Origin of the sequence: Rhodopseudomonas sp. BR0C11, from assembly GCF_010820945.1 — a bacterium.
Classification (GTDB): Bacteria; Pseudomonadota; Alphaproteobacteria; order Rhizobiales; family Xanthobacteraceae; genus Rhodopseudomonas; species Rhodopseudomonas palustris_H.
In genome coordinates, this window is the sequence record NZ_QTKI01000149.1 from 1 (window position 1) to 10,637 (window position 10,637).

The 10,637-nt window shown below is 64.5% G+C and carries 11 protein-coding genes and 1 pseudogene; 7 read left to right on the forward strand and 5 right to left on the reverse strand.

Features of this window, described 5'->3' with window-relative positions; all coding sequences use genetic code 11:
* Window positions 1-449: pseudogene (locus DYI24_RS13310) on the reverse strand (PilZ domain-containing protein); the annotation flags it as partial.
* Window positions 450-827: 378 nt separating this feature from the next.
* Window positions 828-1,874 (reverse strand): uroporphyrinogen decarboxylase, encoded by a 1,047-nt coding sequence (gene hemE / locus DYI24_RS13315; RefSeq protein ID WP_107354735.1) that lies wholly within the window; start codon window positions 1,872-1,874, stop codon window positions 828-830.
* Window positions 1,875-1,984: 110 nt separating this feature from the next.
* Between hemE and DYI24_RS13320 the strand changes: the two genes are divergently transcribed.
* The 5 genes from DYI24_RS13320 (at window position 1,985) to hemF (ending at window position 7,879) form a co-directional block, all read left to right on the forward strand.
* Window positions 1,985-2,938 carry an alpha/beta fold hydrolase gene (locus DYI24_RS13320; RefSeq protein WP_164572631.1) on the forward strand — a complete coding sequence of 318 codons (954 nt, stop codon included), beginning with the start codon at window positions 1,985-1,987 and terminating at the stop codon, window positions 2,936-2,938.
* Between the two features lie 10 nt (window positions 2,939-2,948).
* Window positions 2,949-3,836: an alpha/beta fold hydrolase BchO gene (gene bchO, locus DYI24_RS13325; RefSeq protein ID WP_164572632.1), complete on the forward strand. Its 888-nt coding sequence runs from the start codon at window positions 2,949-2,951 to the stop codon at window positions 3,834-3,836.
* A 75-nt stretch (window positions 3,837-3,911) separates the two neighbouring features.
* Window positions 3,912-5,447 carry a phytoene desaturase gene (locus DYI24_RS13330; RefSeq protein WP_164572633.1) on the forward strand — a complete coding sequence of 512 codons (1,536 nt, stop codon included), beginning with the start codon at window positions 3,912-3,914 and terminating at the stop codon, window positions 5,445-5,447.
* Window positions 5,444-6,511: a phytoene/squalene synthase family protein gene (locus DYI24_RS13335; protein WP_164572634.1), complete on the forward strand. Its 1,068-nt coding sequence runs from the start codon at window positions 5,444-5,446 to the stop codon at window positions 6,509-6,511. The genes DYI24_RS13330 and DYI24_RS13335 overlap by 4 nt, the downstream gene beginning before the upstream one ends.
* Window positions 6,512-6,967: 456 nt before the next feature.
* A complete protein-coding gene (hemF, locus tag DYI24_RS13340) occupies window positions 6,968-7,879 on the forward strand; it encodes an oxygen-dependent coproporphyrinogen oxidase (protein WP_164572635.1) in 912 nt (303 codons plus the stop codon).
* 49 nt (window positions 7,880-7,928) lie between these two features.
* Here the strand turns inward: hemF and DYI24_RS13345 are convergent, their stop codons facing one another.
* On the reverse strand, window positions 7,929-8,765 hold the full coding sequence (locus DYI24_RS13345) for a universal stress protein (RefSeq protein ID WP_164572636.1): 837 nt from the start codon (window positions 8,763-8,765) through the stop codon (window positions 7,929-7,931).
* A 299-nt stretch (window positions 8,766-9,064) separates the two neighbouring features.
* On the opposite strand from DYI24_RS13345, the gene DYI24_RS28560 reads away from it, so the two are divergent.
* Together DYI24_RS28560 and DYI24_RS28080 are read left to right on the forward strand one after the other, a co-directional pair.
* Window positions 9,065-9,199, forward strand: coding sequence for a hypothetical protein (locus DYI24_RS28560; RefSeq protein ID WP_283810854.1), 135 nt, complete (start codon window positions 9,065-9,067; stop codon window positions 9,197-9,199).
* Window positions 9,196-9,348, forward strand: a complete 153-nt coding sequence (locus DYI24_RS28080) for a hypothetical protein (RefSeq protein ID WP_199851800.1) — start codon at window positions 9,196-9,198, stop codon at window positions 9,346-9,348. Before DYI24_RS28560 ends, DYI24_RS28080 begins: the two co-directional genes overlap by 4 nt.
* A gap of 47 nt (window positions 9,349-9,395) precedes the next feature.
* Here the strand turns inward: DYI24_RS28080 and DYI24_RS13350 are convergent, their stop codons facing one another.
* Complete coding sequence (locus DYI24_RS13350; protein WP_107343534.1) at window positions 9,396-10,349, reverse strand: carotenoid 1,2-hydratase family protein; 954 nt, start codon at window positions 10,347-10,349, stop codon at window positions 9,396-9,398.
* 4 nt (window positions 10,350-10,353) lie between these two features.
* The coding region (locus tag DYI24_RS13355; RefSeq protein WP_349627773.1) for an FAD-dependent oxidoreductase at window positions 10,354-10,637 on the reverse strand (284 nt) is incomplete at its 5' end.

Here is a 10,637-nt window from a genome sequence, read left to right on the forward strand (position 1 = left end):
CCGGAGATCGACATGTCGATCACGAAGCAGGTGTGCGAGGACCCATCGGCGAGCGTCAGGCTCGAATGCGGGCACACCGGAACCACCCGCGCCTGCTCACGCGCATCCTTGATAGCAGGATCGAGCATCTTCTTCTCGAGCCAGCTCAGCTGATTCGACAGCCGCTCGCGCATCGCGCGGGTCACCGCCAATTCGAGCAGGAAGCCGCCGGGCAGGGTGTCGCTGATATGCCCGTCCAGCTTGCCGAACTCGCTGAAGTACGACGAGATGTGGTCGCCGACCCGGCCGATCACCGGAACGTCGACGATCATCCGGAACGGCGACACGCGGCTGGTGCGGCAGGCGAATTGTCGCAGCTTGCCGTTTTGATCGTACCAGTTCGCCAGCGAGTAGTTGCCGCCAACGGTGACGTTGACGGCGCGCTGCTTGAGAAATCGCTGGACTGACACGGCGGTTCGGCCCCCGGGAAAATACCTGTCGATTAGTAACGCACTCACCCTCCCGGAGATCTTCAGGATTGCTCAGTACGCGCCAATGATTCCAACCTTGGTTATCGAAATCTTGTGGCTGCGGATAAGCTTGTCCAGGAACCTGGAACCCAAGCGTTTCAGGGCTTTCTCGGCGCCCGCGAGCTAACATCTGGGTTCCGGCGAATGCCGACTACCCGGCACAACCAGTTCAAAAACGGGAACTAAGCGTCCGCACAACCTGATGGCCGAATTGCCTGAGAAAGTTGTGATGGGTACCTACTACAATCGAAAAGAAAAGAGCCGGTGCAGACCGCACCGGCTCTTCGATCAGATCAGATGGGGAGAGGCTAGGGCGCCTCAGGCCTTGTAGTCGCGGACGCGCTTGATCATCTGCTCGACGTGAGCGATCGAGGCGTCCGGGGTGATGCCGTGGCCGAGATTGAAGATGTGACGGCCCGACGCGAAGTTCTTCAACACGTCGTCGACCGCTTCATCGAGCGCCGAGCCGCCGGCGATCAGCAACAGCGGATCGAGATTGCCCTGCACCGCGACCTTGGTCTGCACCTTCTCGCGCACGAAAGCGGGTTCGGCGGTCCAGTCGATGCTGACGGCGTCGACGCCGGTACGCTCGACGAACGCCGGCAGCAGCGCGCCGGCGCCGCGCGGGAAGCCGATGATCTTGGTGCCCGGCTTGACCTTGCGGATGCCCTCGACGATCCGGCGGGTCGGCTCGATGCACCACTTCTCGAATTCGCGCGGCGGCAGGATGCCGGCCCAGGTGTCGAAGATCTGCAGCACGTCGGCGCCGGCATCGAGCTGCTTGAGCAGATACTGGATCGAGCTCTCGACCAGCACGTCGATGATCTTGGCGAACGCGCCGGGGTGCTGATACGCCATCAGCCGCGCCGGATGCTGATCCGAGGTGCCCTGGCCGGCCACCATGTAGGTCGCGACCGTGAACGGCGAGCCGCAGAAGCCGATCAGCGTGGTCTCCGGCTTCAGTTCACGGCGAACGATGCGCAGCGCTTCGAACACCGGCTCGAGCTTGGACAGATCGATCGCGTTGTTCAGCGTACCGACCAGATCCGGCGAATTCAGCGGGTCGAGCCGCGGGCCTTCGCCGACTTCGAACCGCACCGAGCGGCCGAGCGCGTAAGGCACCACCAGAATGTCTGAGAAGATGATCGCCGCGTCGAAGCCGAATCGCCGGATCGGCTGTAGCGTCACCTCAGCGGCGAGCTCCGCGTTAAAGCACAGATCGAGGAAACTACCGGCTTGCGCCCGCGTTGCGCGGTATTCCGGCAGGTAACGTCCGGCCTGCCGCATCATCCACATCGGAGGAGAGGCCTGCCGGTTGCCGGAAAGCACTTCCATGAACGGTTTGGTCACCAGATTCTGTGTCAAGAGAGCTACCCACTGTTGTACGACAAGTCTTCTTGACGGTCTGATACACTGCGCGCACCGTCTTGACCACGCCGACCTGCGGCGGAGATGCCGCGAATAGGAATTTCGAGATGAATGCAACCGCACCCACCCCCGCATCGTCCGAGACGCTCAGCGGAAATCCGGCGCTGCCGCCGCCGGTCCCGGGCGAACGTCACGACATCGACAGTTTCGGCGGTCGGCTGACCTATTGGTCCGCAGCGCCGGCAGAGCCGACGTCGCAGCCGCCTCTGCTGCTGATTCACAGTGTCAATGCCGCAGGCTCGGCCTACGAGGTTCGGCCGATCTACGAGCACTACGCACGGAGCCGACCGGTTTATGCGATCGAATTGCCGGGCTTTGGTCATTCGTCGCGCGCAAAGCGTCAATACACCATTCGGATGATGACGGATGCGGTGCATTCCGTAGTCGGCGAGATTCAGAAGGTGCATGGCGACAAGCCGATCGACGCGCTGGCGCTGTCGCTCGGCAGCGAATTCCTCGCCCGGGCTGCGAGCGAAACGCCGCAGGCGTTCCGCAGCCTGGCGCTCGTGGCGCCAACCGGATTCGACAAGAAGAACCAGCGCTGGACCCAGGGATCGCGGGCGATTCCGTGGCTGCATTCGTTCTTCGAAAATCCGGTGTGGAGCGAAAGCATCTTCAAGCTGCTGACGATGAAGCCGGTGATCGGCTGGTTCTTGAAGAAGGCGTTCGGTTCGCCCAGCATCGATCAGGGCATGCTCGACTACGACTATCTGACGACGCATCAGCCGGGCGCCCAGCACGCGCCGTATTACTTCGTGGCCGGTTATCTGTTCAGCCAGGACATCCTGCGGATCTATCAGGATCTGCCGATGCCGGTGTGGTTCAGCCACGGCGTGCGCGGCGACTTCGTCGACTACACCCTGAAGACCACGGTAGAGGGGCGGCCGAACTGGACCGTCACGGTGTTTCAGACCGGGGCGATGCCGCATTTCGAGGTCCCGGGCGAATTCATGCGGGCCTATGACGAGTTTCTTGGCCGGGTGAGCAAGACCGGGACCTGAGGCTGCTGCGATGTCCGATCTGGTCTGGAGTCGCGACGGCCTGGATTGGCCTCATCGCGAGGCCAGCCGCTTCATCGAAGCCGGCGGCTTCCGCTGGCATGTGCAACGCATGGGATCGCCGGCCGCTCCGGCGATCCTGCTGATTCACGGCACCGGCGCGGCCTCGCATTCCTGGCGCGGCTTGGCGCCGCTGCTGGCGCGCCATTATCACGTGGTCGCACCCGATTTGCCGGGGCACGGCTTCACCCAGTCGCCGCGCGGTCATCGGATGTCGCTGCCCGGCATGGCGGCCGATCTCGCCGCTCTGCTTCGCACACTTCAAGTCTCGCCCGAACTGGTCGTCGGCCATTCGGCGGGCGCGGCGATCGGCGCGCGGATGTGCCTCGACGGCGCGGTCGATCCAAAAATCCTGTTCAGCCTCAACGGCGCGTTCCTGCCTTATGGAGGCCCGGCGGCGAGCTTCTTCTCGCCGCTTGCCAAGATGCTGGTGATGAATCCGTTCGTCCCGAGCTTGTTCGCCTGGCAGGCCGGGCACCGCGGCGCGGTCGAACGGCTGATCGGGAACACCGGCTCCACCATCGATCCGGCCGGCATCAAGCTCTACGGCAAGCTGGTCTCCAGCCCGCATCACGTCGCCGCGGCGCTGCGGATGATGGCGAACTGGGATCTCGAGCCGCTGTTGAAAGCTTTGCCCAATCTGAAACCGCTGCTGGTGCTGGTGGCGGCCGAAGGGGACCGTGCAATTCCGCCGTCCGTGGCGTTTAAGGTCCGGGAAATATTGCCGAAAGCTGTGATCGAGCGGATTCCGGCGCTGGGCCATCTGGCCCATGAAGAGCGTCCGGCGCTGATCGCCGCCCTGATCGAACGCTACGCGGAAAAACTGGAGAATATCGAATAGATCAAAGACGGCTTGTCAGGATCTGCTTACAGATTGCCGCTAGCCCTCTGTCAATTTTTTGTTACAGTGGTACCCATGCTCGATCCTGGCCCCAATCCTGCTCCCCGTCTTCCTCGCGATCGTGCCCCGCATGCGGTGGTGATCGGCTCCGGCTTCGGCGGCTTGGCCGCAGCGGTGCGCCTTGGCGCTAAGGGGTATCGAGTAACCGTTCTCGAAAAGCTCGATAAGGCCGGCGGCCGCGCCTACGTCCACAAGCAGGACGGCTTCTCGTTCGACGCCGGGCCGACCATCGTCACCGCGCCGTATCTGTTCGAAGAGCTGTGGAAGCTGTGCGGCAAGCGGATGTCGGACGACATCACCTTGAAGCCGATGTCGCCGTTCTATCGCATCCGCTTCGACGACGGCACGCACTTCGATTACTCCGACGACCGCGACGCGGTGCTCGATCAGATCGCGAAGTTCTGCCCGGACGACGTTCCGGCCTACGACCGCTTCATGGCGGCCTCGCATGAGATCTTCAAAGTCGGCTTCGAGCAGCTCGGCGATCAGCCGTTCAGCCACTTCACCGACATGCTGAAGATCGCGCCGGCGATGATCAAGCTGGAGAGCTATCGCAGCGTTTACGGCCTGGTTGCCAAGCACTTCAAGGATCCGAAGCTGCGGCAGGTGTTCAGCTTCCATCCGCTGCTGATCGGCGGCAACCCGTTCATGTCGAGCTCGGTGTATTGCCTGATCACCTATCTCGAAAAGCAGTGGGGCGTGCATTCGGCGATGGGCGGCACCGGCGCGCTTGTGGCCGGTCTGGTCAAGCTGATCGAAGGCCAGGGCAACGAGATCCGCTACAATCAGGATGTCCGCCAGATCGTCGTGCAGAACGGCACCGCCTGCGGCGTCAAGCTTGCCGACGGCGAAGTGATCAAGGCCGATATCGTGGTGTCGAACGCCGATTCGGCTTCGACCTATCGCTATCTGCTGCCGCCGGAGACGCGCCGGCGCTGGACCGACGCCAAGATCGAGAAGTCGCGCTACTCGATGAGCCTGTTCGTCTGGTACTTCGGCACGAAGCGCCGCTACGAAGACGTCAAGCATCACACCATTCTGCTCGGGCCGCGCTACAAGGAGCTGATCAGCGACATCTTCAGCCGCAAGGTGGTCGCCGACGATTTCAGCCTGTATCTGCATCGCCCGACTGCGACCGATCCGTCGCTCGCGCCTCCCGGCTGCGATACGTTCTACGTGCTGTCGCCGGTGCCGAACCTGCTCGGCGATACCGATTGGCACACCAAGGCGGAAACCTATCGCGCTTCGATCGCCAAGATGCTCGGCGCAACCGTTCTGCCCGATCTGGAGAACCAGATCGCGACCTCCAAGATCACGACGCCGCTCGATTTCCAGGACCGCCTGTCGTCGTTCCGCGGCGCCGCGTTCGGTCTGGAGCCTGTGCTGTGGCAGAGCGCCTGGTTCAGGCCGCACAATCAGAGCGAAGACGTCAAACGGCTTTATCTCGTCGGCGCCGGAACGCATCCCGGCGCTGGCCTGCCCGGGGTTCTGTCCTCGGCGCGGGTGGTCGATGCGCTGGTCCCCGAGGCCGACAGTCTGGTGACATCATGAGTCTGCAATCCGATATGTTGGCCCAATCCGACATGCTGGCCTGCCGCGAGATGATCAAGGAAGGCTCGCACACCTTCCACGCGGCCTCCAAGGTGCTACCGCGGCGGATCAGCGATCCGGCGATCGCGCTGTACGCGTTCTGCCGCGTCGCCGACGATGCCGTCGACCTTGGCCTCGATCGCGCTGCTGCTGTCGAAGTGCTCAAAGACCGGCTCGACCGTGCCTGCCGCGGCGTGCCGCGCGCCTATCCGTCCGACCGCGCCTTCGCTGATGTGGTGGCGCGGTTTTCGATTCCGCCGGCGATTCCCGAGGCGTTGATCGAGGGCCTGGAGTGGGACGCGCAGGGCCGCCGCTTCGACACGCTGTCGGACCTGTATTCGTATTGCGCTCGCGTCGCCGGCACCGTCGGCGTGATGATGACGCTGGTGATGGGCCAGCGCAAACCCGACATCGTGGCGCGTGCCTGCGATCTCGGCTGCGCGATGCAGCTCACCAACATCGCCCGTGATATCGGCGAGGATGCGCGCAACGGCCGCATCTACATGCCGCTGTCGTGGATGCGCGAGGCCGGCCTCGATCCGGAGACTTGGCTCGCCGATCCGAAGTTCACGCCGGAGATCGCCAGCATCGTCAAGCGGCTGATCGACACCGCGGATGCGCTGTACGATCGCGCTACGCTCGGCATCGCCAACCTGCCGCGCTCCTGCCGTCCAGGCATCTTTGCGGCGCGCGCGCTGTATGCTGAGATCGGCCGTGAGGTCGAGCGTTCCGGCCTCGACTCGGTGTCGAGCCGCGCGGTGGTTTCGACCGGCCGCAAGCTCGCGGTCCTGGCCCGCCTGCTGGCGTTCCAGGAAACCGAATGGGCCCCGGCGAAGTATCTGCCGGCCAAGTTCGGCGACATGGAAGAGACCAAGTTTCTGGTCGACGCGGTGATCGCGCATCCGGTGCGCGAACTGCCGGCGCGCCAGAAGGTCAAGCCGCTCGAGCAGAAGGTCGCCTGGCTGGTCGACCTGTTCACCCGCCTGGAACGCCGCGATCAGATGCTGCAGCGCAGCCGGGTGTAGTTAGCTCAATTGCCGGCACCACCCCATCATGCCCGGGCTTGTCCCGGGCATTTCCATGAATGGCGATTGCGCCGATGTTTGTGGCGCATGGTTCGAGACGGCGCTGCGCGCCTCTTCACCGTGAGGCTTGCTGTGTTGAAAGCCTTGCAACGCGCTGAGACCTCCGCTGCCGCGTAGCGTGACCTCATCCTGAGCGCCCGACTGGACATGCGGGCAATAGATCAAGCACTTTCGCTTCAACCCGTCGTGCCCGGCCTTGTGCCGGGCACCCGCGTCTTGCAGCGAAAGCCGCAAGAAAGGCATGGATGGCCGGCACAAGCCCGTCCATGACGGCGCGCGAGATGTTGGGCCGTAAGCCAGAAGTGGATCCGCTCAAACGCTACTGATTTGCAAAAACTCTCGAAGCCGCCACACTGGCGTGATACCGATGCTGACCTTGTGCAACGGATCACGGCCATGACCATCGACACCGACCTCGACCGCACTCCCGCTGCTTCCACCGACAATCCCGTCGAGGCCCGCCGCGCCCAGGCGCGCGCCTGGTTCGAAGGGCTGCGCGACCGGATCTGCGCCGAGATCGAGACGCTGGAGCGCGAAGCGCCGGCCGAGCTGTTTCCCGGCGAGCCGGCGACTTTCACTTACAAACCCTGGCAGCGGAAGACCGGCTCAGGCGGCGGCGTCGGCGGCTTTCTGTCGAACGGGCGGCTGTTCGAGAAGATCGGCATCCACACCTCGTCGGCGAACGGCAAGCTCTCGCCGGAGATGGCCAAGAACGTGCCTGGCGACGGCAGCCTCGACTATGTCTCCACCAGCATCAGCCTGATCATGCATCCGCGCAGCCCGCGGGTGCCGACCGTGCACATGAACACGCGATTCCTGTCGACCTCGCAGGGGTGGTTCGGCGGCGGTGCCGATCTCACGCCGATGCTGCCGGAGCAGCGCAGCCAGGAGGCCGAAGACGCGGTGACGTTCCACACCGCGATGAAGCGCGCCTGCGACGCCCACGATCCGGCCTACTACGAAAAATTCAAGCCCTGGGCCGACACCTACTTCTTCCTGCCGCATCGCGGCGTGGCGCGCGGCGTCGGCGGAATCTTTTTCGACTATCTCAACAGCGGCAATTTCGATCGCGACTTCGCCTTCACCCGCGATGTCGGCTCGGCGTTGCTCGACGTTTATCCTCGCATCGTGCGTAAGCGAATGGTCGAGCCGTGGACTGACGAGGAGCGGGCGCAGCAGCTCGCCTGCCGCGGGCTCTATGTCGAATTCAACCTGCTGTACGATCGCGGCACGATGTTCGGTCTGCGGACCGGCGGCAATACCGAGACCATCATGAGCTCGATGCCGCCGCTGGTGAGCTGGAGCTGACGCCGGCGACCGGAGTCGTCGTGGTCTCGCGTCGGCGCTATCTGTCGCATCAGTGATACAGAAACAGCGCGCAGGGCGGGGTGTCGACCAGCGCGTCCGTGGTCGAGCCGAACAGCGCTTCGCGGAAGCCGCGATTGCCGTAGGCGCCCATCACCACCGTGCCAATGTTGCGCTCAGCGACAGCGGTGCGGATCAGGTCGGCAGGATCGTCGCTCGACGAGGTCGGGATAGCTTCGGCCGCATGTCCGTGAATCCGCAGAAATTTCGCTGCCGCATTGGCTTTGCGAATGGCCGCTGCCTCCTCGCGGTCGATCGCCAGCACGCAGATCTGTTTGCCGTCGCCGAGGCCCAACAGCGCGAACACCTGCAGCGCGCGCATCGCCGGTAGACTGCCGTCATAGGCGATCAGCACCGCATCCCCCGCCGGCAGTTCATCGGGACAGACGATCAACGGCCGCGGCGTGCGCACCACCAGCTTGGCGATCATCGCCGATAGCGGCTCCTGGCTGCCGCCGAATCCGGTGTCGTGGCCCGAGACCGCAAGATCGCGCGTTTCCGTCGCCAGCCGAAAGCCGTCGGCCGGATCGCCTTCGAACGACACCGCTTCGCAGGTGAGCGACCGGCTGCGGCAGTCGTCGGCAAATTCCGCCTGCAGGCGGTCACGCGTGGTGTCGGCCTGCCGCTTCAGCTCGGTCTGGAGCTGGGTCTGGTAGGCCGACATCCCAATGCCGCCGAGCATCGGCGCTTCGATCTCGCCGAGATCGACGCCGGCAAGTCCGGCGAGGTCCGTCCCTGTCTGCTGCACCAGCCGGAACGCATAGGCGCGCGCCGCCAGCGACGACGGCGTATCGCCGAGCAGGACCAGGGTTCGCTTGAGCATCGACATATTGGGTCTCCCATTCCGGCATGCCGAAGAGGCAGGGGCTTCGATGCGACGATCACAGTTCGTCGAGCGCCTGCAGGCCGAGCGAGGTCGGGACGACACCATTGGCGAGATCGCCGCCCCCTTCGATGTGTCGCGATGACGCACGAGCAGTCCGCGTCCCTGGCCACCTGCCGATGCAGGCCGGCGCCTGAATTCCCGCCGCCGGTCCGCGCCGTCTCGATGGAGGAAGCCAGTGCGGGAATCCCGAGGGTGAGCTATTCTGCTACCTCTTGGCCATCAGCCATCGACGGAGGCCTGCCGTGGACGAGTATTACGGACTGATCGAACTGATCCTGGTCGTGCTCTGCGTGGCCGTCGGCTGGCTGGTCCTCGAACGTCAAGGCAAACGCCTCGACCGCGCCCGCGCCGACCGCGACAAGGGCAGCCCGCCATGAACAGCGATAGCGCGTTCAACTACTTCGAAATCCTGATGCTCGGAATGTTCGCCGCCGGCTGGGCAGTGCTCGAATGGCAAGGGCGCCGGTTGGATCGCAAGCGTGAGGCGGAGAAGGGGAAGAACAATACGTCTTCTGACGAACGTTAGTCGTCATGCCGGGATAAGCCCGGCCATGACGATGGTAACGGCGCTTACTACCGCCGCCGCGGCATCCGGAATGGCAACATCGCCTGCACGACCGGCATGCGGAAGCGGTCGAGGGAGAGGCTTTCGTGCACCAGCGTCACCTTTTCGCCGAGCAGCGTCGTCTCCACCATCGAGCGGGCGTAGAACGGGGTATCTTCGAGCGTGCGGACCAGCTTGGCGCCGGCTTCGCTGCGGGCGCTGCGGTCGACCTTCCAGCCTGAGCGCGGCAGCGGCAGCAGTTGTGGCGGGGTGAATTCCTGCTTGTTGCCTTCGGCGTCAAACGTGACGGCGAGATCGACCCGGCTGCCGTCGCGGCGCTCGGCTTCGTACAGGATCACGGTCTTGTCGCGCATCGCACCGCGCGCCCATTCCCAATGCCGGAAGCCGGTCTCGATCGGCTCGTCGCCGGCGTTGCTGTCGAGATAGCCTTCGCCCCGCCAGGACAGATTTGGCCGCCGCAAGTCGACTTCGACCCGCGCGCGCGGCGCGATCGGCCACCAGCGGTGATTGCCTTGCGGATTGAGGACGAAGAAATCCTTGGTGAGCGCGGCCGGCGTCACCCGGACGCGGCCTTCGATCCGGCCCGGCACGGGGGCGCCGGTCTCGCGAATGTTGATCGTCAGCGTCTTGCCGTCCCAGCCGAGGTCGCTCGGCCCGATCAGGAAGGAATTGACGTTGCGCGCCACACGGCCGCGGCCGCGCTCGGTCATGGTCCAGCGCTTGCCGGCCTCGTGATACAGCGCGACATTGATGGCGCAGTGATCGAGCGGATCGGCCGGCCCACGGCGCCGCGCAAACGCGTAGTACGGCGAGAACACGCTGCCGATGAACGCAATGATGGTCAGGCCTTCGCGGCCGTCGTCGCTGATCGCGTCGATGTACCACCAGGCGTAGCCGTTGCGCGGAACGTCGACATTGAATCCGGCGCGGCGTTCGTCGGTCTCGTTAGGCCAGGCAATCATAATCTCACGTCGTCTTGGAAGAATCCGGGCGAAGCGCAGGCCTCGGGCCGGCGGGGTTGGAGTCGAGGTCGGCGAACAATATCGCCGCCGCAGCGCGGCCGGAGAGGGCAGCCATCGGCACGCCGGGACCCGGGTGAGTGCTGCCGCCCGCCAGATACAGGCCGGGGATCCTTGTACGCGCTCCGGGACGTTCGAACGAGGCACTCCAGCCGTGCGAGGCGCGACCATACAGCGCGCCGCCGGTCGCGGGGAATAGCCGGTTGAAGTCGGCCGGGGTGGCCACCCGGG